The sequence below is a fragment of the Robiginitalea rubriflava genome (assembly GCF_052540725.1).
The window spans coordinates 617,676-643,662 of record NZ_CP199309.1 but is presented as its reverse complement, the minus strand read 5'-3'; the positions used below and the strand labels follow the sequence as shown (position 1 = coordinate 643,662).

The following is a 25,987-nucleotide window of genomic DNA, read 5'->3' as shown; positions in this document are numbered from 1 at the left end:
CATTTATTTTTCAATTAATCCCGGCTTGTTTGAATAATTTATTCAGCAAACCCTTTCCCAGCTCCCGGCTTCCATGATTGGGAAAGATGATCATTCCCTTCCGCTGCGGATGCCTCAGTTTGACATGGGATCCTTTTTGGCTCACAACCTCCCACCCATGCTTTTTTAAAATGGACAAAGCCTGTGAACACTTCATTACAAAGGTAAATAATTATTTACTTTATTGTCTGATGAATCTGGAGGTTTTGGTAAAGCTGCCTTGTTTTCCATCGTTTCGAAAATAAGGTCTAGCGGGCTTTTGATCTGCAGTAAATCCTGCCGGCTTACATGGGTATAGATCATGGTGGTTTCAGGTTTGGCATGGCCCAGCAGTTCCTGTATCAGCCGGCCTTCAGGTGCGAAATCAATTCCGCTATACAATCGCTGTCTGTCAGGTACCAGTACCCCCATTCCGGGCTCCATTTGGTGCCGGGAAAGGCCTTTACCCATTCTTTCAGGGCATAGGTATAGGGAAAGCTAATGCGGACATACTCCTGGCTGTTATAGGGGAATACAGCAATATGGACTTCAGGGCTGGCCATGGGCTGCCAAGATAGTTTTCTGCCTACAAGACGGTTGCAGTCTGTCCGTGCCGCAAATTCATATCAGTCCTTATTACTTGTTATTCAGGGGGTTGGGCTGATATTTATGAACTAAGTAAAAAGTTACAGCAGCCATCAGCTTGCTCTGAAAAAAATCGAGATGAAATGTTAAAACAACGCTTTTATTCCCTACTTTGTTAAAGAAATCTTAAAGAACACACTTATGGACAATGAAAAATTTAAAACAGCAAGGTCCGGGCTTCTGGCCTTGTTACTGTTCTGCCTGCCCCTTTGGGCCATTGGGCAGGAAGTAACCGGAACCGTTACCAGTAGTGCAGACAACCAGCCACTACCTGGAGTAAACATTGTAGAGAAAGGTACCACAAATGGTACCAGTACAGACTTTGATGGCAATTTCAGTATTGTGGTGAGCGGGTTTCCTGCTACTCTGATAGTTTCCTACATTGGCTTTGGTACCAAAGAAGTAGTGGTAAACCGTGCAGGAAATGTCAATATCCAGCTGGATGAAGGAATGGCACTGGACGAAGTGGTCATGACAGGATCCAGGGCTGTGGCCAGGTCCAGTACAGATACCCCCTTGCCGGTAGATATGGTAGGGGTGAAGGAACTGCAGAATACGGGGCAGGTTACTTTTGATAAATCCCTGCAGTATAAGATTCCTTCCTTTAACACAGTACAGACGCCGGTAAATGATGCTACTTCTTTACTGGATCCATATGAAATCCGGAACATGGGTCCCAGCCGTACGCTTATACTGATAAACGGCAAACGAAAAAACCTCAGTGCTCTGTTGTACACCCAAACCTCTCCGGGAAGGGGTGAAACGGGTGCAGACATTGCCGCAATCCCTACAGATGCGATCAAAAGGGTCGAGATCCTGCGGGATGGGGCTTCTGCCCAATACGGGTCAGATGCCATAGCCGGCGTAATGAACATAATCCTGAAGGACAACCCAAGTGGGGGCTATGCTTCCCTGCGTACGGGTATCTCCTCTGAGGGCGATGGGGAGGCCTTTGCCTTTGCCATCAATAATGGAACCTCTATTTTCGAAGACAAGGGCTTTATAAACTATACTATTGACTTGTCTTCAATAGGGCAGTATAACCGCCCGGGCACCGTTAATGCAGAAGGGGAAGTTGCCGACTTTACAGGAGGTACGGCTGCAGATATTGCCTTTGTGAATGAATTTCTTGGGCGCAAGCCGGATGCTGGAAATATCAATGGCTCTCCCGAGACCACTGCTGCCAAGTTTTTGATAAACGGGGGAGTGGAGCTCAGCGAAACGGCAGACCTGTATTTCAATGCCGCCTATGTATATAAGAAGGTCAATAGTTTCGCAAATTACCGGACGCCTTACTGGAGGACCATAGAGTCTTTTCCCTACCTGGGGAATTTCTTCCCGGGAAATAACCCGAATAACACAGGGCCTTTCACGGACGCCTATGGCAATACCTTCCAGGGGAACGGTTATGATGGCTACGTTCCAACCTTTGATGGTGACCTGAACGATTACAATGCCACGGTTGGTGTTAAGGCCAACAAGAATGGCTGGTTCTACGATGCCGGTATGACTGTGGGGGGCAACCGCCAGACCTACCGGGTGCGCAATTCGCATAACAGGAATGAAGTTTTCTCCCCGGCTGTCTTTAATGATGCGAACGGCAATGGGGTGGCAGACCCCGGCGAACTCATCCCCAGCTCTCGCCTCTATCAGGAGAACAGCCAGATCAGCTTTGATCCGGGGGGGACCCAGTTCAACCACGTGGTAGGAAACATAGACATCTCCCGCACGCTTTCAGACCAGATAAGTATTGGTTTTGGAGCGGAATTCAGGACCGAGAACTTTACCATTATCGAAGGAGAATTATCCTCCTATGACGGAGGCGGGGCAGATTCCTTTGCAGGGAACCGTCCGGAGAATTCCGGGAAATTCAACCGCTATAACTTCGGGGGCTATTTTGATCTGGCCTGGGATATAAACGAGGAATTTTTGATTAACGGAACCATCCGAACCGAGAATTATTCAGATTTCGGAAATGCTTTTGTCTGGAAGGTGAGCTCGCGATATAAACTACTGGATGACAAGTTTACCCTCAGGGGGTCGCTCTCAACCGGTTTCAGGGCGCCAACCCTCCACCAGATTTTCACACAAAAGGCCCAGTACAGCTTTGTGCCAGGGCAGGGGATTCAGGTGGGAGGCCTGGTTAGTAATGTATCCCCACAGGCGCGCTTATTGGGTATCCCGCAGCTGGATGCTGAGGAGTCTACCAACTTTACCGTAGGGGTAGGGGGTAAGATCTCCAATGACTTTAATTTTACCCTGGATTATTACAACATTGCAGTGAGGGACAGGATTGTTCTGGGAACGGAAATAGGACCTTCAGGTGATCCCGCTAACCCGCTTGATGTGCTGTTGGCGACCAATAGTCTAAGTGATGTAAGTTTCTTTTCCAATGCCCTGGATACCAAAACCTCCGGGATAGACCTGGTGGCCAATTACAGGAACGTTGGTTTGGGAGCCGGGACCCTGGATTTTAACCTGTCGGGTAACTATACCATTACCAACGAACGGGATGGGGCTGTAAAGAACATCCCCCTGGTGGAAAACGCCGGCCAGTCCGTAGTTAATGAGACACAGGAAGCCCTGTTCTTTACCTCCAGACCGCAGACCAAATGGATTCTGGGGGTCAATTATGATCTCAGGGATTTAGGGTTTACTCTAAACAATACTTATTTTGGGAAAACAACCTTTAACCAACAGGGTATGGATGCTGACCTGTTTACAGAATTTATCCCGAAGGTTGTTACCGACCTGAGCGTTAATTGGAATGCGACAGATAAGATTACGGTGCTTTTTAATGTCAACAACATCTTCAATGTATTGCCGGAATGGGAATTTAAAGCCGAAAATGCTGCCGGGCAGGCCATTATTGATGATACAACAACCAATGCCCTTGGCTTAACGCCCATTGAAGAGCAAAGCAACCTGATCACCTTTAATCAGCGGTACTCACAGATGACTTATGACGGCTACCATTTTAGCCAATTAGGTACTTTATTCAATCTGGCAATTACCTATAGATTCTGATCGGAATATTTATTTAATGTCAAAAAGAACCCAATAGCCTGGCTGTTGGGTTTCTTTTTTTTAGGCCAATAGTACTGTGCAAAGCGGATTAGCTTAATAAACCCCCGACCTGAAGGAATAACTTATCCAATTCTATCTTCATTAGCAGCAAATCGGCCCAACTTGAATAGGAGTTTCATTTGCTGGGAATAAAAGCCAGGTACCGGCCTGCTAATAATAATCATAAAATTTCCTCCGGGGGGTCCCCATATTTGGAGGCTACAGGCGATTACTCCAGGGTCTTCAGGCTCTCCACCCTGGCCATCGGCTGTAAAATAGCAGGCTGTCCTGCAGCAGGCTTGCAGGAAGCAGCGCAAATCCACAACTTTGGTTATCTTTAAGAGCAGTAGCCTTTCCAATGCGTTCTAAAATAATCCTCGGTTGTTGCATTGGCCTGATCTCGGCCTGGGCCCTGCAGGGGCAGAAGTACCGCTATGCCTATTATCAGGGAGAGGAGCTGCCCTTTACAGCTGTAAACGAAATGGTGGAAGGTCCTCAGGGCTATGTATGGCTGGGAACAGACCAGGGGCTTTACCGTTTTGACGGAAGCCGTTTTGAGGATTTCAATACGTTCCTCAGGAGCAGGACCATCCGCAGTTTTTCCCGGATTGGGGATTCTACCCTGCTTTTCACCAACGATACAGGCATTCACCAAATTAGCTTTTCAAAGGGGCAGCCGCAAATAAGCAACTTTGATGTACAAGCCCGGCTGCATTACCCAACCAACCTCTTTACGGACAGCCGTGGCCGGCTCTGGTCAGCCCAGATGGATGGTACCGTGGTGAGCTTTGAAAAGGGAGCCAGGGAGGGTGCTGTGTTTCCCCTGCAGCAAGGTGTAAAAACACCCCGGATGGCCTTTGCGGAAGATGCCCGCCAAACGCTCTGGGTATTGGTCCCTGGCAGTGGCCTCTTTTACTTTGAAGACATAACGCATCGCTTTAAGGAGGTGCCGGGTACTGACGGTTTCCAGGATCTGGCAATTGGACAGGGACGGCTATGGCTGGCAGGGGAAGTGTTGCAAAGCTTCAATATTACGGCAGAGAAGCAACTGGTCAACAGAAAAGTTTTCGGGGCTTCAGGGCCTTTTGACCGCCTGGGGGTAGACAGCAAAGGAACGGTTTATGCCAGTTCTGGTTCAGCCCTCTTCAGCCTGCAAGGAGGGGCAGGCCTTACCCGGGTTTTCGGGGCCAACGACCCCCACCGGGTTGAGGAGCTTTCGTACGGGGCCATTCGACACTTGCAGTTTTCAAAATCTGAATCACAGGACAGCGAATTGATTTGGGTGGCATCCGACCGTGGCCTTACCCTGATGTGGTCCGGTTATTTCCAGAGTGTCTCGGGGCTGGGGCATGATAATATCAGGGCCATAAACAGCAATCCCAAAGGGCCTCTAATCATCTCACAGGGAGATGCGGTTCGTATCCTGTTGGATCAGCAGGGGCGGGATATTGGTTTTGAAAGAATTCCCGGGCTAAATGGGGTAGTGGGCATTACCTCTGCCCAGGACAGGGTGTGGTATGGGACCGCAGAGGGCCAGATTCATTCCTATAGCGGAGACCGGCGATTGCAAACCCTGGATCTGAGCCAGCGTGGGAGTGGAGTCTTCTTTCTGATATCGGACCACCGCAATAACATCTGGTTTTGCCAGGCCGCTTCGGATAAGCCTGTGGTGGGGACTGCGCGCCTAAATCCCCAGGGAAGGCTTTTTGAATACGGTAAGGACAAAGGTTTTGAAAATCGGGTATTGGTAGTGCGCGAAGGGGGGAAGAACGAATTGTATGCGGCAGGGATTGGCCTCTCCACTTACCTGTATAAATACGATGCGGTTAATGACCGCTTTGAAAACAAAAGCCTCCCGCTACCCTTTAAGGCCAGTAGCACCTTCGAAGTGCACGATATGGTGGTAGACCGGCTCGGGCTGGTTTGGCTGGCTACTACCGATGGGTTGCTGAAGTACGACACGGAAGGGATTCACAAAATAGATCTGGGTCCGTATTCAGACCAGGAAATCCGATCCATAACCGCCCAGCCAGGCGGGGAACTCTGGTTGGCGACGGCCACGGACGGCCTGCTTTACCTGGATGCCGCAGGAAATTACGTGAATTTCGATGAGGCAAGCGGTACGCCTTCCAGGATCGCTTCCTACCGTTGTATGGTATTAAATCAAAATGGGCGGCTCTGGGTAGGGACCCCGGAAGGCGTGGTGTATTCCTCACAGCCTAACCCTGTGCCCCACCATACAAGCAGCCCGATAATCAGGCGTATTTTGGTAGATGGGTTGGATACGACCCCGTCCGATAGGCTTCGTTTCGGGGAGGGACAACAAGCCCGCCTGGAGCTGACGACCCTTACCTTTCCCGGCGACGGCCTGCTCTATCAATACAAATATTTTGAAGAGGGATTGCCCACAGAAGATATCGAAGACCTCCCCTGGGTAGCCCTGTCGGAAACGGCTTTAGAGTTGCAGGAGGTGACGGGCGGGATGTATCGCCTTTATGTAAGGGTTCAGGATTCCGGAGGCTATCGCTGGAGCCTGCCCCTGGAAATCTCTTTTGAAGTCACCAGGAAGTGGTACCGGACCCTCTGGGGGATGGGCTTTTTACTGGGGGCTGCCTTCTTTTTTTTCTGGTTTTTTGTAAGGCGTTGGTTGTTCAGGCGGCTGGGTCAGTTACAGTCTACCCTGAACAGGCAACAGAAGCAGCTCGCGGAAAAGGAGGCCCTGCTTAAAAGCACGGGGGTCAATACTTATCTGTTAAACCGGTTGATTGGGCAGTTACCCACAGGTGCTTCCTGGGAAACAACCTTGAAGGTGATGGCCCGGCTGGTGGAACTCCCAACGGGAATCGATCGTTTTGCCCTGGCTGCGAAATTCGGGGAGGTGTTGGTCTGCCGCGGCTATGCGAGGGGCAATGATACAGAGCAGCGATGGGAAGAACCCTTTAATGAAAAAGAAAACCTGCTCAGCTTTGTGATGGTCGCCGAAAAGCCACTACTGATCGGAGACTTCGAAAAGGAAGTAGGGAATTACGTCAGGCCACAGCAGGCAAAGGGCTATGCCTCCCGGATTTTAATGCCCTTTGAACATAAGGGAACCCCCCTGGTTTTTTGCCTTTATTCCCGGGAGCCCAAGGCCTTTTCAAAACAGACCCATGCGCTGTTGGGGATTTTGGTTAAATTCTTAACGATAAATACGGTTGATGGATTCAGGTAAAAGCAATAGAATACAATTTCAGCTGCTCTTTTGGATGGTCCTTTTTTCCGGGGCTGCAACCTGTGTTGCCCAGGCAGACACCCTGAAGGTTGGCCTGTACGAAGACCCACCCTTTGTGGTTAAGGAATCGGGAGGGTTTACGGGTGTGTCCATTGATCTTTGGGAGCAAATCGCCTCCGGGTTGCAGCTGCCTTACCGTTATGTGGAATTCAGTGATGCCGTTGCCGTGATCCGGTCTTTGGACTATGCAGAGCTGGATATTGCCATCAACCCCTTGAGCAATAACCCGGGACGTATTGAACGCTTCCAGGTCAGCCAGCCATTTTATATTTCCAGTGTAGGGGTGACCACCACCATTAGAAGCCGCAGCCAGTTCCAGGTCTTTATCAATAACTTCTTTTCACGGGATTTCCTCAGGATCGTACAGTTGTTACTGCTGGTGCTGCTGGTTTTTGGCACCCTGTTGTGGTTTGTGGAACGCAAGGCGAACAAGTACCAGTTTCGCCCGGGAATCCTTGGTTTATTTGACGGTTTGTGGTGGGCCGCCGTAACCATGACCACGGTAGGCTACGGGGATAAGGCCCCCAAGACCCACCTGGGGAAAACCATTGCCATCGTTTGGATGTTTACGGCCATAATCATTATTTCCGGCTTTACGGCTACCATCGCCTCTACCCTCACCGTAAACAGGCTGGAGGCCGATATAAGCGGGATGGAAGATTTGCAGGCCGTTGAGAAGATCGGGGTGGTCGGGGCCTCGGAAGCTGCATTTTTCCTCCAACAGCACGAGTTAAATCCTGCTGCGGTTTACCGTACTCCCCTGCAGGCGCTACGGGCCCTTTCCCGCAAGGAAATAGAAGTATTGGTATCCGATAAGACCAATACGGAATACCTGATCAAGACCTATGACATGGCAGAGCGGGTGCACTTGCTCCCGCTTTCCTTTCAGAAGCAGTACAGAAGTTTTATTATGGCCAGGAATCAGCCCTTTTTCAATTCGGTAAACAAAGAGCTCATTGGGCATATACAGTCTGTTTCCTGGGGGGAGACCTTGCGTAAATATGGCCTTGAAGAGTAATGTGCGGAGGATTTAAAAGATAAGGGTGGGTTAATTTACAGTTATCCGGCAGATATCCCCCAATTAAGTTAGAGTTATGCTTTTGCTCCAATTTTGGGGGTGCCCGGGGCTTGGGTTCGCACTTGGTGCATCACCCTGTTTTCAACTCTTGGGGAGTACCTGTTTAAAAGCAAACGAAGGGTGTGGTTGGCAATTTTTTTTAGAGTCGGTATTTCATTAAAATTTATCCTGCTGATAATTATCATAGAAATCAATCCGGTACTACTGCATATTTGGAGGCTATAGGGAATTCAGTTAATTTCAGGTTTCACAACCTGTAAACCAAAATCGATTACATGCGCTTAGATGCCAAGATCCCGGAAGGCCCGCTGCAGGAAAAGTGGCGGAATTACCAGCTTAAAAGCCGGCTGATTAACCCGGCCAACAAGAAAAAACTAAATGTAATAGTCGTGGGTTCCGGCCTGTCCGGGGCCGGCGCAGCTGCCACCCTGGCGGAACTGGGTTACGATGTGCAGTGTTTCTGCTATCAGGATTCTGCCCGCCGGGCGCATTCGGTAGCCGCACAGGGTGGGATCAACGCTGCCAAGAATTACCAGCACGACGGGGACAGCGTCTACCGCATGTTTTATGACACCCTCAAAGGGGGAGATTTCCGTTCCCGGGAGGCCAACACTTACCGTCTGGCCGAGTTGTCTGCTCCGCTTATAGACCACTTTACCCAGCAGGGGGTACCCTTTGCCCGTGAATATGGCGGGGTATTGGTTAACCGCAGTTTTGGCGGGGTACAGGTACAGCGCACCTTCTATGCACGAGGGCAGACCGGGCAGCAGCTCTTGCTGGCAGCTTACTCCCAGCTATATAAAATGATCCGCGCCAAAAAAGTAAGCATGTACCCCCGCACTGAAATGCTGGACCTGGTACTGGTGGATGGGAAGGCCAGGGGCATTATTGCCCGCAACCTGGCAACAGGGGAGATACAGCGCTACGCGGCCGATGCCGTGGTGCTGGCTACAGGCGGTTACTCCAGGGTATTCAGGCTATCCACCCTGGCCATCGGCTGTAATGGCTCGGCTATCTGGAAGGCACACAAGCGGGGAGCCCTCTTTGCGGCCCCCAGTTTTACGCAAATCCACCCAACGGCCCTGCCACAGTCCAGCGAGGCCCAGTCCAAACTTACCCTGATGTCCGAATCCCTGCGTAACGACGGCCGTATCTGGGTTCCCAAAGCTAAGGGAGACTCCCGCAAGGCCAATGATATCCCGGAGGAAGAACGGGATTATTACCTGGAGCGGCGCTACCCCAGTTTCGGCAACCTGGCCCCCCGGGACATCGCCTCGAGAGCCGCCAAAGAGCGCATCGATGCGGGCCATGGTGTGGGCCGGCTAAAAAATGCCGTCTACCTGGACTTTAAGCACGCTATTGAGCGGCAGGGGCTGCAGACCATAAAAGACCGCTACGGCAACCTCTTTAACATGTATAAAAAAATAACCGGGGTGGATGCCTATAAAGAACCCATGCAGATTTCCCCGGCTGCCCATTTCTCCATGGGAGGTTTGTGGGTAGATTACGAGCTGATGACCACCATCCCCGGTCTGTACGCGGTAGGGGAGTGCAATTTTTCGGACCATGGGGCCAACCGCCTGGGAGCAAATTCGCTCCTGCAGGCCAGTGTGGACGGATATTTCATCCTCCCCAATACGATCAACAATTACCTGGCTGCGGAATTAAAAAGCGAGGGGGTAAGCACGGCCCACCCGGCCTTTGAGGAGGCGGAAAAGGGCGTAAAAGACCATATAGCCCGGCTGCTCTCCATTAACGGGAATCAAACAGTAGATCATTATCACCGGGAGCTGGGCAAAGTAATGTGGCAGGAGTGTGCCATGAGTCGCAACAAGGCAGGCCTGGAGAAAGCCCTGTCGCGAATAGAGGAAATTAAAGCCTCCTTCTGGAAAGACGTTAAGGTAACCGGGCATGACCGGCAACTGAATACCGAGCTGGAAAAAGCGCTTCGCCTGGCCGATTTTATCGAACTGGCTTTGCTGATGTGTACCGATGCGCTGCAGCGGGAAGAGTCTTGCGGGGCCCACTTCAGGGAGGAATACCAGACGGCAGACGGAGAGGCGGTTCGCAAGGATGAGGCTTATTCCTATGTATCTGCCTGGCAGTATACTCCTGATGGCTTTAAACTGCATAAGGAGCCGCTGGAATTTGAATATGTACAACCAACCGTGAGAAGTTATAAATAAGGATAGATGAAAGTTACGTTCCGAATATGGAGACAAGAGGCCCCCGGCCAAAAAGGTCGTTTTCAGGAGTATGAAACCGATGGCCTGAATGAAGACATGTCTTTCCTGGAAGCCCTGGACCACCTTAATGAACAACTGGTGCTGAGAGGGGAGGAGGTAATTGCCTTTGAATATGATTGCCGCGAGGGCATATGCGGGCAGTGCGGGGTTTTTATAAATGGAAGGGCCCACGGCCCGCATCGCAACATGACCACCTGCCAGCTGCATATGCGTAGTTTTGAGGACGGCGATAGCATTACCGTGGAGCCCTTTCGGGCGACGGCCTTCCCGGTGCTGAAAGACCTGGTTGTAGACCGCTCTGCCATGGACCGCATTATTGAACAGGGGGGGTATATCACGGCCAAAACGGGGACGGCCCCTGAGGCCAATGCCATCCCCATTGGCAAGGAAATAGCAGACAAGGCCATGGATGCAGCGGCCTGTATTGGCTGCGGTGCCTGCGTGGCCACCTGTAAAAATGCCTCTGCGGCCTTATTTACAGCTGCCAAAATCAACCATCTCAATACATTGCCCCAGGGCAAGCCGGAAGCTTACAAGCGGGTCGTAGGGATGACCGAGCAGATGACCCTGGAAGGCTTCGGCAACTGTTCTTTGACCGGCGCCTGTGAAGTGGAGTGCCCGGAAGGGATTTCCATTAAAAACATCGCCGAGATGAACGGCTGGTACCTCAAGGCGAAATTGTTTGGGTAGATACGCACCCACTTTAGAAGAACGCGCAAGTATAACGCATAATGGCTTAGGTGTTAGTAAGCCATACGTAAGAAGTAAATAATTGGGTCAGAATCTTATTTAATTGTTTAAATCAGCCAGGGAAACAAAATACATCTCGATTTCACCTTTTCCCTTGGCCTGTATCTTTCCACGCCTTTCAAAACGAAATACGGGATCATCCTTAATAAGGTTAAAAGTCTGTTCCGATATGTTAACCTTACCAATGGACCCATGGCTTTCCAGGCGGCTTGAAGTATTTACTGCATCCCCCCAGATATCGTATTGGAACTTTTTGGTTCCCACAATCCCGGCTACCACGGGGCCTGTGTGAATACCTGCTCGCATCTGAAAGGCATGTTTCCCTTTGCCATCCATCGACATTTTACGCCTTAAAATGTAGTCTTGCATTTCAAGGGCTGCCAATACTGTGTTTCTTACCGAATCTTTGCTGGGCACCGGCAGGCCACCGGCAGCCATATAAGCATCTCCGATAGTCTTGATTTTTTCGATACCGTATTTGCTCATGATACTGTCAAACTCTTCAAAACAGGTATTGAGTTCGCTGACCAGATCTTGTGCACTAAGCTGGGATGAGGCTTCCGTAAACCCTTTGAAATCTGTAAACAAGATAGAGACATTTTTAAATTCACGGGCTTCGGCCTTTCCTTTTGCTTTGAGTTCTTCGGCTATTTCAGCCGGAAGGATATTTAACAGGAGCTTGTCCGAACGGTGTTTTTCGGCTTCAATAATACGGTTGGTTCGCCTTACAAAGGTATTCCGCCTGTATAACCCGAATGCCACAATCCCAATTAGCAGTACCACAGCGCTCCCTATAATACGCTGGTTTTTTTTCTGCTGGTTTAAAAGGTCTACCTCTACCTGCTTCTGGGAAACTTCAAAATCCGTTCGCAGGTTGGCAATCTGCTGAACGTTTTCAAGGTTTATGATACTGTCCCTATAAATAATATAATTCTTATAGTGCCGCAAGGCCGCCTGCTCATTCCCTAATTTTTCATACAGTTCAGATAATTTCAGACTTGCTTCACTTATTTGCTCCTTGAGGCCATAGGTGCTGGCCAGCTGAAGGCTCCTCTTTGCATATTCAAGGGCGAGTGGGAGATCATTTTTGCGCTCGTATATATCGGAAATGAAGGTTAAATAGACGGAGATGGGGTAATAATCCTCGAGCTTCTCCAGGATATCAATCGCTTTATTGATATTTTGTTCGGCCTGGATGTCCTGTTCTTTTTCGGCATAAATCATTCCCAGGTTTCCCAGGCTGTAGGCCCTGCCCAGCGGAAAGCCGATTCTCTCAAAAATCACTTCGGATTCCTGCGTAAACATAAAAGCAGAATCCAATTTGCCTGAATTGAAATAGTCGTCCCCGGCATTGAGTAGCGCAGTGCCAATTTTCACTGAATCCTTCCCCTTTCTCAGGATAACCAGGCCCCTGTTGAAATAGGTCTGGGCATTGCTGGAATTGCCCATTACTGTATAAGTACCTGCAATTGAGATCATTAAAGAGCCGATGGCTGTTTCATCTGAAGTCTGGTTTGCAAATTCAAGGCTTTTGAAGTAGGCCTGCAAAGCGGCGGCATTATCACCTTTATACTTCAGGGCGTTCCCCTTTTGTAGGTAGCCTATTTGAAGGTAATAAACCGCTGTATCCGGGGCTTTTGAGATCAATAGCTCCGAGAATTCCAGGTGTTTATCCGGATTGGTTTCCTCTTCTGCAATGACAGACAGGATATGCAGCTCGTTTCCCTCGTAGTTTCCGGATTTGTATTCCCGTACCAGGCTGTCAGCCAGGTGTTGGTCCTGGCCCATCACGATGCCCAAGGTCAGCAGGACAAAGGTGGTTGCGAGAAGGGTCTTCATATTACCACGGAGAGATACCAATTTCCTGAACCTATTTCATACGAAGTTGTGGATCTACATAAAAATCGCCCACAATCTGGTCGGCAACCCCAACAGAGAAGTTTATTTTATAGGAAGTGATTCCTTTGTTTCCACCGGAAACAAATCCATCAATATGGGTGTTTCCGGATCCCGTTTCCCGATTTCTTAGTGTAATGCCAATCGGGTCTTGGTTTGGATACATTTCAATACCGGTAATAAGCACGTAATGATCCTGGTTATTGGCAATATCCTGTGCAGCTCCCATCCAGGCCAGCTGGGAATTTCTCTGTATATCGGTTTGAAAAGTAGTCTTGCCCCCCTGCCCAGTAAGCGTTTGGTTGGGCGAATCGGAATCCGTCCAGTTACTTGAAATAAATACATGTTCCAACACTTTGGGGTCTGCAGGATTATCGATGTATTGCTGTATACCCACAGTATCTACATAAAGAACGATTAGGGCATCCGTGGTGTCTGGTCTTGGCATAATGGTTTATTTTTTCATTAAAAAGGATACTCTGCTTGGACCTTGAATGCATTAAAGCTTCAGGGATTTGAGTAGAATAGTAATGTACGAAAAAAAGGATGACGCCTGACATGAAATAACTGGAAAGCCTTGAATGGGAAAATGATATGGCACGGGAATTTCTTGCCCCTTACGGAAATATGCAAATTCTGCCAGGAAGGCATTTCCATCAAGAACATTGCCGAGATGAACGGCTGGTACCTCAAGGCGAAACTGTTTGGGTAAGTTTTTAATTAACAATATTTAGAATCTTTAGGAATAACCCTTTGATGACATAAACCTGCATGATATACCCGAAAAAACGTCTACACAGACCGCTAATCAATAATAGCTGTTATTCGTTTTGCAGGGCCTTAATTTATTCGGTGGATACTGGTTTGTAGGGTTTCAATGTCAAGAGTCAGGAAAGTAGCCGGAACATCTTCCAGGCTGCCTCCGTGAAAACCCATTACGGGCCCGGGGTTCAGCAGCAGGGTAGTCCCAATTTTCTCTTCTTTCAGGCTGTGGTTATGCCCATAGCAAACAAGGTCATAAATGCCCAGATCTGCCAATTCCCGGGCTTTGTCCGGATAGTGGCTCATCGCTACTGTTTTACCGTTAAATTCACCACGGAAATACTCCCCGTGTAATTGCATATGAGGATACTGGCTTATGATCTGGATAATTGAAGCCACATCCCCATCATTATTGCCTAAAACCAGGTGTGATGGTTTTGTGTAGGCCTGCCCCAGCATTTTTATAATAAAGGGGGCGCAGAGGTCTCCGCAAAACAAAAGGGCATCTGTGGTTTGTAATTCAGGCATCTCCAGTGCCTTTTTCAGGTTCCATACATGGTCATGGATGTCAGAGAGAATGGTGAGTTTCATGTCATTTCATTATAAATTCACAGATAAAGCGCACGAGCACTTGAAATGTAATGCAAATCCTTTTAATATAGTTATAAATTAAGATTATCTCGTGGCTGATGAGGGCTGGTTAAACATCTTGAACAAGAAAAAGCCGGGCCTGCTTTTTTCCATACTTGCTGACCTTTCTTTTCAAAACTAATTTATTGCTAGAGAAAGTCAACGTTCTATAATTATATAGAAGAGTTTTTATAATGAGGTTTCCTTTATCGTAAGCGAAAGAGATGAGCTCCGTCAAAAATTGGCAAAGCCCTGGAGGCAATTTAGGAGCTCGTCTCTGGTTTGAATGCAGCGCATTCAAATCGCCTATGATAAAGTGCCTTTTCTTTTGATTCGTTTTCTTTGGGCAAGCAAAGAAAATGAATAGAAAACGAGCGGGAATTACCTCCTGCTGCGCAGTCGGTGAGTCCCCGTTCGAACATCTTGAAGAAAGAAAAGCCAGGCCTTCGGCCTGCTTTTTTGTTTTCGGCCCATTCGCTCGAGCGAGCTCGGCTCTGCGCCTAAAAACAAAAAAGTCAGAGCAATTGCTCTGACTTTTCTTCCTATCTGTACTCGAGGCGGGACTTGAACCCGCACGGCCGCAATGGCCATTGGATTTTAAGTCCAACGTGTCTACCAATTCCACCACTCGAGCCCGTGGTGAACAAAAAAACGCTGCCCTGCAGCGTTTTTGGTCGAGCGAAAAACGGGATTCGAACCCGCGACCTCCACCTTGGCAAGGTGGCGCTCTACCAACTGAGCTATTTTCGCATTATTAAAGAACCCTGCATCGCTAAGATGCGGAGGCAAATTTAATACAATTCTGATAAATAGAAAGAACTTTTTCTCTAAAAACCAACTCCCGGCAAGCGGTAAATTTCTAAGAGGTGGCCCGTTTTTTGGCAGTGAGTAGCCGTTTGATCTCGTTGAGCTTCATCAGGGCCTCCACAGGGGTAAGTGTATCGATGTTGAGGTCCAGGATTTCCTCCTTGATCTCCTCCAACAGCGGGTCGTCCAGGTTGAAGAAACTCAATTGCAGGTCGTCCGGGCTGGCTTTAAGTTTCCCGGTCAGTTCATCGCTGGAGTGGCTTTTCTCCAGTTTCTTGAGGATTTTCTGGGCTTTCTGAACCACCTGTTGTGGCATCCCGGCCATTCGGGCTACATGAATCCCGAAGCTATGGTGGCTGCCGCCGGGTTCCAGCTTGCGTAAAAATAACACCTTGTCTTTAAGCTCCTTTACGGAAACATTGAAGTTGCGGATCCGCTCAAAAGTAGTGGCCATCTCATTGAGTTCGTGGTAGTGGGTGGCAAAGAGCGTTTTGGCCCGGGAGGGGTGTTCGTGCAGGTATTCGGCAATAGCCCAGGCAATGGAGATGCCGTCGTAGGTGCTGGTCCCCCGGCCAATTTCGTCCAGCAAAATCAGGCTGCGCTCCGAGAGGTTATTCAGGATGGAGGCGGCCTCGTTCATTTCGACCATAAAAGTGGATTCCCCCAAAGAGATATTGTCACTGGCACCCACCCGGGTAAAGATCTTGTCTACCACACCCATTTCGGCTGCCTCGGCCGGTACAAAGCTCCCTATTTGTGCCAGCATTACCAGCAGGGCCGTTTGCCGCAGGATGGCAGACTTTCCGCTCATATTGGGCCCGGTGATCATTATAATTTGCTGCTTTTCCCGATCCATTTCCAGGGAATTGGGGATAAAGGGTTCCCCGGCCGGCAGTTGCTTTTCAATAACCGGGTGGCGTCCGTTGGTAATTTTTAAGGCAGTGCCCTCATTCATTTCCGGGGCGGTATACTGGTTTTCCAATGCCAGGCGGGCAAAACTGCAGAGGCAATCCAGACGGGCGATCAGCTGCGCATTTTGCTGCACGGCCTGCACATATTCCTGCATCCAGACCAGCAACTGTGCAAACAATTGCTGTTCCAGGTCCAGGATGCGTTCTTCCGCCCCCAGGATTTTGGCCTCGTATTCCTTGAGTTCTTCGGTAATGTAGCGTTCGGCACTTACCAGGGTCTGCTTGCGGATCCATTCCGGCGGCACCTTGTCCTTATGGGTATTGCGCACCTCAATGTAGTAGCCAAAAACGTTGTTGGAGGCTATTTTAAGGGAAGTAATCCCCGTGCGCTCCGTTTCCCGCTCCAGCATCTGGTCCAGGTAGTCCTTGCCGGAGTGGGCCAGCTTGCGCAGCTCATCCAGCTCTTGAGAAAACCCCTCCGCAATGGTAGCGCCCTTGCCAATGCTAACCGGGGCCTCTTCCAACAGCATTTGTTTAATGCGATCCTGTAGCGGCTCACAGGGGTCCAGGGCTGTACCCAGTGCGGCCACTTCCGTTTCCGTGGCTGCAGATACCAGGGCTTTAACCGGCACCAGGGTTTCCAGCGCATTTTTAAGTTGCACGGTTTCCCTGGGGCTGATCTTTCCGGCAGCCACCTTGGCGATCAGGCGTTCCAGATCGCCGATCCGTTTGAGCAGCCCTTGCAGTTTCAGGGCTTCCTCGTCCTTTTGGACGTAGTGGGCAACCACACGGTGCCTTTTGCCGATAGCTTCTATTTCTTTCAGTGGCATGGCCAGCCAGCGTCTGAGCAGTCTTCCACCCATGGGAGTGGTGGTCTGGTCGATGACTTCCAGCAGGGAAACACCCTTGTCTTCCCGGGTATTGAAAATTTCCAGGTTCTGAATGGTAAAGCGGTCCATCCAGACATGCTCTTCCTCAGCTAGTCGCTTCAGGGTACAGATGTGCCCCAATTGCCGGTGCCGCGTTTCATTGATGTAGTGCAGCACCGTCCCGGCAGCGATAATACCTGCGGGCATGGTCTCGACCCCAAAGCCTTTCAGCCCGGCCGTTTTAAAATGGCCCATGAGGGTTTCACGGGCATAATCTTCCTGAAATACCCAGTCTTCCACAAAGAAATGGTGGAAGCGGTTGCCAAAGAGGGACTTGTATTCCTCCTTGTGTTTTTTGGAGACCAGGACTTCCTTGGGCCGGAAGTTCTGAAGCCATTTGTCAATCCCTTCCCGCCCCGCCTCGGCCAGGAAAAACTCCCCGGTGGAAATATCCAGGAAGGAAATCCCCATACGGGTATTCCCAAAATGCAGGGCGCATAAAAAGTTGTTGTCTTTAGCCTGCAGGAGTTCGTCGCTTAGTGAAACCCCGGGCGTCACCAGTTCTGTAACCCCACGCTTTACAATGGTCTTGGTCTGCTTGGGGTCTTCCAGCTGGTCACAGATGGCTACCCGTTGCCCCGCCTTTACCAGCTTGGGCAGGTAAGTGTTCAGCGCATGGTGCGGAAACCCGGCCAGGGCAGTCTGGTCGCCGCCGTTGTTGCGCTGGGTAAGCACAATATCCAGGATCTTTGCGGCCCGCTCGGCATCCTCTCCAAAAGTTTCATAAAAATCACCCACCCTGAAAAGCAAAAGCGCATCCGGGTATCGGGTTTTGATACCGTTATACTGCTTCATCAGCGGGGTTTCTTTTTTTCCTTTGGACGCCATATAGAGTAAAAGTGATTTTGAGTTGCAGACAAACGAAAATAAGGGATTCGCCGCCACTGTTCAACGGATGTTGATATTTTGGGATAACTTACCTCAATGATACGCCGGATGTCAAAATCTGCTTTTAGTGTATTTTTGTGAAAGCTAAGAGATACGGATGCGCAAATTAAAAAACGAGGAACTGGATCGCCTGGATGTAGAAGCCTTTAAGGAAGCCCCCAAAACCCCTGCTGTGCTTGTCCTGGATAATGTCAGGAGCCTGCACAATGTAGGTTCGGTTTTCCGTACGGCCGACGCCTTCCGTATAGAGAAAATATACCTCTGCGGCATTACGGCCCGCCCCCCGCATAAGGAAATCCGTAAAACCGCCCTGGGGGCCACCGAGAGTGTGGCCTGGGAATATGTCGAAAGCACCGAAGACCTGCTGGCATCTCTCAGGAAAAAGTACCAGTGCTATGCGGTAGAACAGACCGAACAATCGATTGCCCTGGATCGTTTTGAGCCGGATCCCGGCAAGCCCTATGCCTTTATTTTGGGCCATGAGGTCAAAGGGGTTTCACAGGCAGTGGTCAACTGCTGTCACGGGGTGCTGGAGATTCCGCAACTGGGCACCAAACATTCACTGAATATCTCTGTGGCAGCAGGAATAGTGGTCTGGGACTACTGGTCTAAGACAAAAAAAATCCCGGCTCCTTAGAACCGGGACAGGTATTAGTATTTGAGTTAGTCAGTTTGGTTATTTAAACCGGTGGACAAGAAATAAAAAAACCGGCATTTTTGCAAATTCTGCCCTGATAATTCGACTACTGCTACTTTCCGGCCGTAAATCGGACCATCTGGTCGATAATGATTTCGTAGTCTGCCCGACGGGAGACAAAATCCAGCTCGCTCACGTCTATGATCAGTGAATTCAGGTCCGGCGAATTCTTCATAAAGGCAAAATAGCCTCTCTGAATGTCTTCCAGGTAATCTGCAGGGATGCCCTGTTCGTAATCGCGCCCGCGGCGGGCAATCTGTTCCAAAAGGCGATCGGTTTGCTGGTAGAGGTAAATGTACAGTCGGGGCTTGCGTACCTCCTTGTACATAAAACCGAAAAGTTTGCGATAGAGTTCAAATTCTTCAGGCCCCAGGGTTACTTTTGCGAAGATCAGGCTCTTGTAAATATCGTAGTCGCTGATCATAAAACTGCTGAACAGGTCCAGCTGCCGGGTATCCTCAATAAACTGCTGGTAGCGGTCTGCCAGAAAGGACATTTCCAGCGGAAAGGCATAACGCGCCTGGTCCTGGTAAAATTTGGGCAGGAAGGGATTGTCTGCAAAGCGTTCCAGGATGAGTTTTCCGTTCAGCTCTTCGGCTATCTTGGTCGCCAGGGTGGTCTTTCCGGCCCCTATGTTCCCCTCAATGGCGATAAAGTCATGGCTGGCGAACAGGCTTTTCAGATTGGGATATAACTGCACGCCCGTTTTCTCTAAAGGGGTCTTGTCACGGCATTCCTGCAACAGGTTCCGGCTGTCTTTGTTCAGTACCGGGTGATAAAACTGAGGGGCAATGTCTGCGAGGGGTTTCAGGACAAAACGGCGCTTTTGCAATTGCGGATGCGGGACCTTGATGTGGTCTTCCGAAACTATTTCCCGATCGAAATACAGTATATCGATGTCCAGTGTTCGTGACTGGTAATTCCCATCTGCCGAGCGCAGTCTTCCCAATTCCGATTCAATGCGGAGTACTTCCCCTAACAGTTCTTCAGCAGTATGGCTGGTCTGCACTGCAATGCAGCAGTTTAAAAAGTCTTCTCCCTCGAAGCCCCAGGCCGGAGACTCGTAAACAGGGCTTATCTGCAAAACCTTTCCGACCCGCTTGTCAATTTCCAGCAGCGCTTTTTGCAAATGGTAGGCGCGGTTCCCCAGATTACTGCCCAGGGACAAATAAGATGTTGTAAGGCCATTCATATCCGGGAGCAAAGTAAGGAAAAGCTGCGGACTTTGCTTCGCTGTGGTGGCATAGTTCCGGGGAAGGGAAAATATCGCTGCTTTATAGTTATCTTTGCGCCTAAAATTGTAAGGTACACATGGCATTTTTACGCAACTTGCTGGCAGCAATCCTGGGAACACTGATGGCTTTCGGGATCATTTTCTTTATGTTCATCTTTTTTGCAAGCCTTCTGGATTCGGGCAGTAAAGTGGCCGTTCGTTCCGATTCTGTACTGCAGGTGAATTTCCCTTATCCCATTGCCGAATATTCAGATACCGATCCGGAAGACCCTTTTGCCGTGCTTTTTAACGGAACACAGGGTCTCAATGAGATTACCAAAGCTATCCACCTTGCTAAAGAAGACGACCGCATCAAAGGGATCAGCCTGAACGGGCCATATCTGCTTGCCGGGATTTCACAGACGCGGGCCATCCGCAATGCCCTGGAAGATTTCAGGGAATCCGGAAAGTTCGTTTACGCTTACGGAGATTTTTACATGCAGAAAGACTATTACCTCTCCAGTGTGGCAGACAGCATTTTTATGAACCCGGTAGGCAACCTGGATTTTAAGGGCCTGGGCGCAGAGGTGCTGTATTTTGCTGATTTTCAGGAAAAAACCGGGTTGAAGATGGAGGTGGTGCGCCATGGAAAATACAAGAGCGCTGTAGAACCCTTCCTTTCAGATCAGATGAGTGCTGAGAACCGGGAGCAGATCAGTGAACTGATCGAGTCGATCTGGCTGCAGATCCGGCAGGAAATCAGTGATAGCCGGGGCATAGGTGTAGAGCGGCTGGACGCTATTGCGGAAAACCTGGAAGCCCGTAATGCCCAGGGAGCCATTAATACCGGCCTTATTGACGCAACCCTTTACAAGGATGAGTACAATCGTAAGCTGGCCAAGGCCAGTGGCTCAGGGGAAGACAAGCCGGAGATCCTCAATCTGTCTGACTATCTGGTCTATACCAAAGCCAAAAGGCAGTATAGCGGAAAAGATAAAATAGCTGTTGTTTTTGCCCAGGGAGAAATCCTTTACGGCGAAGGCAGCCCTGAATTCATCGGGCAGGGGATGATGCAAAAGGCCCTGAAAAAAGCCCGTGAGGACGATCAGATCAAGGCGGTGGTCATCCGGATTAACTCCCCCGGGGGAAGTGCCCTGAGTTCTGAAATCATCTGGAGGGAGATCAGACAGACACAGGAAAAGAAACCGGTGGTGGTCTCTATAAGCGATGTAGCCGCTTCCGGGGGCTATTATATGGCTGTGGGTGCAGACCAGATCATTGCGGAGCCTACGACAATTACCGGATCTATCGGGGTCTTTATGACCATACCCAATATGGGAGGCCTTTCGGAGAAGATCGGCATCAATGCAGAGCAGGTGGGAACCAACCAGTACAGCATAGATTATTCCTTTTTTGAGCCCATGAGCGATGGTTTCCGGGAAGTCCTGACCGAAGGGGTTGAAGAAAGCTATCAAACCTTTCTCAAACGGGTGGCCGATGGCCGGGGCATTAGCTTGCAGCGCGCAGACAGCCTTGCACAGGGCAGGGTCTGGAGTGGTACCCAGGCACTGGAACTGGGCTTGATTGATGAGCTGGGTGGTCTTGATAGAGCCCTGGAAGTAGCGGCAGAACTTGCAGGCGTTTCTGAATTCCGGGTGCAGAACCTGCCGCGTTATAAATCGGGCCTGGAACGGCTGATGGATGATCTAGGGGCCACAGCAAAGGTGTCAGAGGCAAGCCTTGAGGCGCAACTGGGTTCCGAATGGGCCCAGATCCTTAAAGAAATCAGGACCCAACTGGGCCGGGAAGGGCTTCAGGCGCGGATGCCATACACCCTCAAGATCCAGTAATTTATGAATCTTAAAGACCAGAAAGCGGCTTATCGTATTTACCTGTATCTGGGAGCCCTTTTTATCACTTCCCTGGTAGTTTCCAACCTCATTTTCCAGAAATTTTTTTACTGGAGGCCTTTTGGGGATATAGAATTTCTGGGGGCGCCCCTTTTCGAAATTTCGGTTGGCGTATTGCCCTATCCGATTACCTTCCTCATTACCGACCTGATCTCCGAAATCTACGGGAAAAAGAAAGCCAACCAGGTGGTAACCGCCGGGATTTTTGCTTCCTTTTTTTCCATGGGGATTATTCTGCTGGCCAACTGGGCACCGGCCATTGAATCCTCCCCCATCGGGGATGATACCTTCAGTCAGGTATTTGCCCTTTCGCCAATAGCGGTTCTGGCTTCAATGCTGGCCTACCTGCTGGCACAGTATGTGGATATTGCCATCTACCATTTCTGGAAACGGGTAACCAATGGAAAAATGCTCTGGTTGCGGAATAACTTTTCCACTTTCTCCTCTCAATTCATAGACACCTTTACGGTGGTAAGCCTGCTGTGTATCTTCGGTGTTATTCCCTGGGAGCTGTATTATGGCCTGGTAATCAGCGGCTTCCTCTTCAAAGTTTTAATTGCCTTTATCGACACCCCTTTTCTCTATTTATTCGTATATATATTGAAACGGCGGTTTGGCCTGAAGCAAAACGAGGAAATCCAGCTAGACTTTTAAGAAGCAGCCGGAAAATCCGCACAGGCAGGACCGAATAAATACAAAAGCGAATACAAACTCCTGAATCACCCATGAAGACAAAGAAAATTTTAAAATGGCTGGCCATCTCCCTGCTGGTACTGCTGGGCTTGTTAGTGGCCATCCCACTGTTTTTGGAAGCCAAGATAGGCCCCATCCTGAAAAACAATGTCAATAAATCCATCGATGCCCGTTTCGATTTTGCGGATGCGGACCTGAGTCTGCTGCGCAGTTTTCCCAATGCCCGGGTCTCGCTTACCGACATGGTCATTATCAATAATGCACCTTTTGAAGAGGATACCCTCTTTAAAGCTTCTGAAGCTTACCTGGTGATGGGGATTTCTGAATTGTTCAAAGGCGAAGGGGAACCCATCGGCATTCGCGAACTATTTGTTGACGGGGCAGATTTACGCCTAATAGTTGACACTGAAGACCGGGCCAATTATTTAATTGCGCTTCCGGATGAGTCCCCGGAAACTGCTGAGGAGGATTCTGAAGGGTTCACCCTGGATCTGCAGGAATACCGCCTGCAAAATGCCCGGATACGGTATGAGGACATGAAGGGGGGAATAGAATTTGAACTCTCTGAAATCAACCATAATGGACGTGGCGACCTCTCTCTGGCGCAGTCGGAATTACAAACCCATACGGATGCCCGGATCAGTTTTTCCATGGACAGCCTGCAGTACCTCAATAAAAACAGCCTGCAACTGGATGCCCTTATAGGGATAGATCTGGAAACAGACACTTATACCTTTAAGGAGAATACGGGTACCATCAACCAGATGCCGCTGGTATTTGAGGGCAGCGTCCGCCTGACGGAAGAGGGGCAGGACCTGGACCTGCAATTCAAAACCCCGGATTCCGACTTTAAAAATTTCCTGGCCCTGGTACCCGAAGCCTATTCCGGTAACCTTGAGGGGGTTGCCACAACCGGGCAGTTTAACCTGGAAGGGACTATAAAGGGGCCAAATACAGAAACCCGTATCCCCGGTTTTGAAATCTTAATGCAGGCGGAAGGCGCGTCCTACAAATACCCCCAGTTACCCAAAGGGGTGAGCGATATTAACTTTAAAGCCGCCTTGCACAACCAGAGCGGACAGGCTGAAGATACCTGGCTCGAAATACCCGGCGCCAGTTTCCGAATTGATTCAGATGTTTTTGAATTCAGTTCCACCATTCGCGAGCTAACGGCAAACCCCCGTGTAAAGGCAGCCCTGAAAGGCAACCTGGACCTGGGGAAGATTGCCCAGACCTACCCGCTGGAAAGCGATCCCGGCCTGGCCGGCCGTTTGCAAATGGACCTGCAATCCGAATTTGATATGGAAGCCGTCGAAAAAAAGAACTATTCCAGGATTAAAACCTCAGGAACCCTTTCAGCAAAGGAACTCAGGTTTGAGTCGGCCTCGTTTAAGGATCCCGTAAGCATTCAGAATGCCGCCATAAGTTTTGACCCTGCCACAGCCCGCCTGCAACAACTCAGCGGTCGTCTGGGGCAAAGTGACTTCAGCCTTACCGGCAGCCTTCGGAATTATCTGGGGGCCCTGCTCAGTGACGGGCTGCTCCAGGGAAATTTTGATTTGAACTCCCAGAAGCTGGTAGTCAGTGATTTTCAGACCCCGGAGGCAACCAATCCTGGGCAGGGAGGGGAACCGGCTGCAGCGGCCTTCAAAATTCCCGCCAAGCTGGATTTGGTGATCAACGGCAGGGCAGGGGAGGTACTGTACGATCAACTCCCGCTCAAAGAGGTGAGCGGGGAATTGCGGATACACGATCAGAAAATCGAATTTAAGGAGGTGCGCAGCAGGGCCCTCGAAGGAAGCCTTTCCCTGAACGGGGAATTGAACACCCTGCAGGACAAACCCCGCTTCGATATGAACCTCGGTATCAGCGATTTTAAAATTTCAGAGACCTTCAGAGCCATAGAATTGTTCAAGACCCTGGCGCCTATTGCCTCCATACTGGAAGGCCGCCTGAATTCCACAGTAAACCTTTCCGGCGCGCTTACGGACGATTTTAGCCCGGACCTCATGAGCCTGGGTGGAAAGGTGGCAGCAGAGCTGTTAACCTCGGAAATCAACGGGCGTAAAGCCCAGGTTATGCAGGCCCTGGATTCACGCCTGGAGTTCCTGAATATGGAAAAACTCGATCTCAGGTCCCTTAAAACAGCATTGTCCTTTGAAAATGGACGGGTACAGGTTAAACCCTTTACGATAGCCTATCAGGATATTGCCATTGAAGTAAGCGGAGGCCACACCTTTGACCAGCAACTCAATTATAAAGCCGTCCTTAATGTGCCCTCAAAATATCTGGGCCCGGAAGTCAATAAACTGATTACCCAGCTGAACGACCCTTCCCTGCAGGGACTAACCATCCCCGTAACGGCTCAAATAGGAGGGAACTACAACTCCCCTGAGGTCAGCACCGATTTTAGCAGCGGGGTAAAGCAGCTGGGCGAACAGTTGGTGGCCTTGCAAAAACAGCGCCTTATTGACAAGGGCAGCGAGAAAGCCAAAAGCCTGCTGGGCAATATCCTGACCGGGCAGCAGTCGACCACTGACAGCACTGCAAGTGGTGGCGCAGCGGAAAAAGGAATCGGCGGGATCCTTAAAGAGGTAAGTGGTCCCGTAGCAAAAGACAGCACGGCTCCAAAAACCAGTACGGGAGAGCAGGCAGCCAAAAAAGCAGCTAAAGATCTGTTAGGCGGTTTGCTTGGGAAAAAGAAAAAAGACACGGTAAAAACCGCTAAAGATTCGGTTCAGTAAGCCTTGTTTGAGCAGTCTTTCTAAAGAAGGCTCAGGCCAATGTAGTACCCTTCACTCCCGCGGACGTTAAAGACGGTATTGTCTTCAAAAAGGAGGTACTGTCCTTTGATGCCTTTTAGGGTACCCTTGTATTCCGGGGTTTTATCGAGGTTCAGGCTTTTGACCTTTTCCGGGTACTGCAGCACCGGGAATTTCAGTACGGTTTCCTGGGTACTCCCTATAAAATAGGGGGCCGCTTCTTCCGGAATATAGGGTTTCAGGCGTTCCCGCCAGGCAAACAAATCCACATCTTCCAGGTGGTTACTCAGCATTTTGCGCCAATTGGTCTTATCACTCACATGTTCCTTCAGGGCTACTTCCGTGATCCCTGCCAGGTAGCGGTTGGGGGTTTCTACGATTTCGATAGCTTCATGTGCCCCCTGGTCTATCCAGCGGGTCGGGACCTGGGCCTTTCGGGTAACCCCTACTTTCACATTACTGGAGTTGGCCAGGTACACAATATGGGGTTGCAACTGCATTTTTTTTTCATATTCCAGGTCCCGGTCTTCTTTGTCCAGGTGGGCGGTGCTTTTTTCTGGATGCATGATCCAGTCCCCGGCAGCAGGGGTCTCAAAAAAACAGTTCCGACAATATCCCTGCCGGTAAATGGGGCGGTCTTCCCCGCAGTTGAGGCACTGGAATTTGATGAAATGAATCCGGATCTGCTGATCCAGCAGCAGGTTCATATGTATAAAATCTCCCGGGAAGACCAGATAATAGTCTATAGGGGAGTGGAATTCGGTCTGCATTTTTCGTAAAACACCCTCGTACTGCATGAATTCTTGGTTTAAGAA

At 49.8% G+C, this 25,987-nt stretch carries 18 protein-coding genes and 2 tRNA genes; 9 read left to right on the top strand and 11 right to left on the bottom strand.

Annotation, left to right across the window (positions count from 1 at the left end; genetic code table 11):
* Positions 1-10: 10 nt before the first annotated feature.
* From ACT6NU_RS02930 to ACT6NU_RS02920, 3 genes are read right to left on the bottom strand one after another with little or no spacing between them, the layout of a single operon-like run.
* The gene (locus ACT6NU_RS02930; protein ID WP_445382964.1) at positions 11-196 is read right to left on the bottom strand and encodes a type II toxin-antitoxin system HicA family toxin; all 186 of its coding nucleotides are present in this window, start codon (positions 194-196) and stop codon (positions 11-13) included.
* Positions 196-450, bottom strand: coding sequence for a hypothetical protein (locus ACT6NU_RS02925; RefSeq protein ID WP_445382963.1), 255 nt, complete (start codon positions 448-450; stop codon positions 196-198). The genes ACT6NU_RS02930 and ACT6NU_RS02925 overlap by 1 nt, the downstream gene beginning before the upstream one ends.
* Positions 381-581 carry a hypothetical protein gene (locus ACT6NU_RS02920; protein ID WP_445382962.1) on the bottom strand — a complete coding sequence of 67 codons (201 nt, stop codon included), beginning with the start codon at positions 579-581 and terminating at the stop codon, positions 381-383. The genes ACT6NU_RS02925 and ACT6NU_RS02920 overlap by 70 nt, the downstream gene beginning before the upstream one ends.
* Before the next feature lie 223 nt (positions 582-804).
* Between ACT6NU_RS02920 and ACT6NU_RS02915 the strand changes: the two genes are divergently transcribed.
* The 5 genes from ACT6NU_RS02915 (at position 805) to ACT6NU_RS02895 (ending at position 11,014) form a co-directional block, all read left to right on the top strand.
* On the top strand, positions 805-3,690 hold the full coding sequence (locus ACT6NU_RS02915) for a TonB-dependent receptor (protein WP_445382961.1): 2,886 nt from the start codon (positions 805-807) through the stop codon (positions 3,688-3,690).
* 397 nt (positions 3,691-4,087) lie between these two features.
* Positions 4,088-6,940 (top strand): ligand-binding sensor domain-containing protein, encoded by a 2,853-nt coding sequence (locus ACT6NU_RS02910; RefSeq protein WP_445382960.1) that lies wholly within the window; start codon positions 4,088-4,090, stop codon positions 6,938-6,940.
* Positions 6,927-8,018, top strand: a complete 1,092-nt coding sequence (locus ACT6NU_RS02905; protein WP_445382959.1) for an ion channel — start codon at positions 6,927-6,929, stop codon at positions 8,016-8,018. The genes ACT6NU_RS02910 and ACT6NU_RS02905 overlap by 14 nt, the downstream gene beginning before the upstream one ends.
* 335 nt (positions 8,019-8,353) lie before the next feature.
* Positions 8,354-10,264, top strand: a complete 1,911-nt coding sequence (locus tag ACT6NU_RS02900; RefSeq protein WP_445382958.1) for a fumarate reductase/succinate dehydrogenase flavoprotein subunit — start codon at positions 8,354-8,356, stop codon at positions 10,262-10,264.
* A gap of 6 nt (positions 10,265-10,270) precedes the next feature.
* A complete protein-coding gene (locus ACT6NU_RS02895) occupies positions 10,271-11,014 on the top strand; it encodes a succinate dehydrogenase/fumarate reductase iron-sulfur subunit (RefSeq protein WP_445382957.1) in 744 nt (247 codons plus the stop codon).
* Positions 11,015-11,113: 99 nt separating this feature from the next.
* On the opposite strand, the gene ACT6NU_RS02890 is transcribed toward ACT6NU_RS02895, so the two are convergent.
* The 6 genes from ACT6NU_RS02890 to mutS all read right to left on the bottom strand — a co-directional run bounded on the left by ACT6NU_RS02890 (position 11,114) and on the right by mutS (position 17,837).
* A complete protein-coding gene (locus ACT6NU_RS02890) occupies positions 11,114-12,913 on the bottom strand; it encodes an adenylate/guanylate cyclase domain-containing protein (protein ID WP_445382956.1) in 1,800 nt (599 codons plus the stop codon).
* Positions 12,914-12,944: 31 nt separating this feature from the next.
* Positions 12,945-13,418, bottom strand: coding sequence for a hypothetical protein (locus ACT6NU_RS02885; RefSeq protein WP_445382955.1), 474 nt, complete (start codon positions 13,416-13,418; stop codon positions 12,945-12,947).
* 392 nt (positions 13,419-13,810) lie between these two features.
* Positions 13,811-14,323 (bottom strand): YfcE family phosphodiesterase, encoded by a 513-nt coding sequence (locus ACT6NU_RS02880; protein WP_445382954.1) that lies wholly within the window; start codon positions 14,321-14,323, stop codon positions 13,811-13,813.
* A gap of 588 nt (positions 14,324-14,911) precedes the next feature.
* Positions 14,912-14,996 (bottom strand) — tRNA-Leu (locus ACT6NU_RS02875).
* A gap of 43 nt (positions 14,997-15,039) precedes the next feature.
* Positions 15,040-15,112 (bottom strand) — tRNA-Gly (locus tag ACT6NU_RS02870).
* Between the two features lie 109 nt (positions 15,113-15,221).
* On the bottom strand, positions 15,222-17,837 hold the full coding sequence (mutS, locus tag ACT6NU_RS02865; protein WP_445382953.1) for a DNA mismatch repair protein MutS: 2,616 nt from the start codon (positions 17,835-17,837) through the stop codon (positions 15,222-15,224).
* Between the two features lie 157 nt (positions 17,838-17,994).
* Here mutS and ACT6NU_RS02860 point away from each other — a divergent pair, with 157 nt between their 5' ends.
* Positions 17,995-18,534, top strand: coding sequence for an RNA methyltransferase (locus ACT6NU_RS02860; protein ID WP_445382952.1), 540 nt, complete (start codon positions 17,995-17,997; stop codon positions 18,532-18,534).
* A gap of 112 nt (positions 18,535-18,646) precedes the next feature.
* Here the strand turns inward: ACT6NU_RS02860 and folK are convergent, their stop codons facing one another.
* A complete protein-coding gene (gene folK, locus ACT6NU_RS02855; RefSeq protein WP_445383825.1) occupies positions 18,647-19,786 on the bottom strand; it encodes a 2-amino-4-hydroxy-6-hydroxymethyldihydropteridine diphosphokinase in 1,140 nt (379 codons plus the stop codon).
* A gap of 119 nt (positions 19,787-19,905) precedes the next feature.
* Between folK and sppA the strand changes: the two genes are divergently transcribed.
* The 3 genes from sppA to ACT6NU_RS02840 all read left to right on the top strand — a co-directional run bounded on the left by sppA (position 19,906) and on the right by ACT6NU_RS02840 (position 25,154).
* The gene (gene sppA / locus ACT6NU_RS02850; RefSeq protein WP_445382951.1) at positions 19,906-21,657 is read left to right on the top strand and encodes a signal peptide peptidase SppA; all 1,752 of its coding nucleotides are present in this window, start codon (positions 19,906-19,908) and stop codon (positions 21,655-21,657) included.
* A gap of 3 nt (positions 21,658-21,660) precedes the next feature.
* Complete coding sequence (locus tag ACT6NU_RS02845) at positions 21,661-22,371, top strand: queuosine precursor transporter (protein ID WP_445382950.1); 711 nt, start codon at positions 21,661-21,663, stop codon at positions 22,369-22,371.
* Positions 22,372-22,442: 71 nt separating this feature from the next.
* On the top strand, positions 22,443-25,154 hold the full coding sequence (locus ACT6NU_RS02840; protein WP_445382949.1) for an AsmA family protein: 2,712 nt from the start codon (positions 22,443-22,445) through the stop codon (positions 25,152-25,154).
* A 20-nt stretch (positions 25,155-25,174) separates the two neighbouring features.
* Here ACT6NU_RS02840 and ACT6NU_RS02835 read toward each other — a convergent pair whose 3' ends face one another.
* On the bottom strand, positions 25,175-25,969 hold the full coding sequence (locus ACT6NU_RS02835) for a DUF2797 domain-containing protein (RefSeq protein WP_445382948.1): 795 nt from the start codon (positions 25,967-25,969) through the stop codon (positions 25,175-25,177).
* Positions 25,970-25,987: the final 18 nt, after the last annotated feature.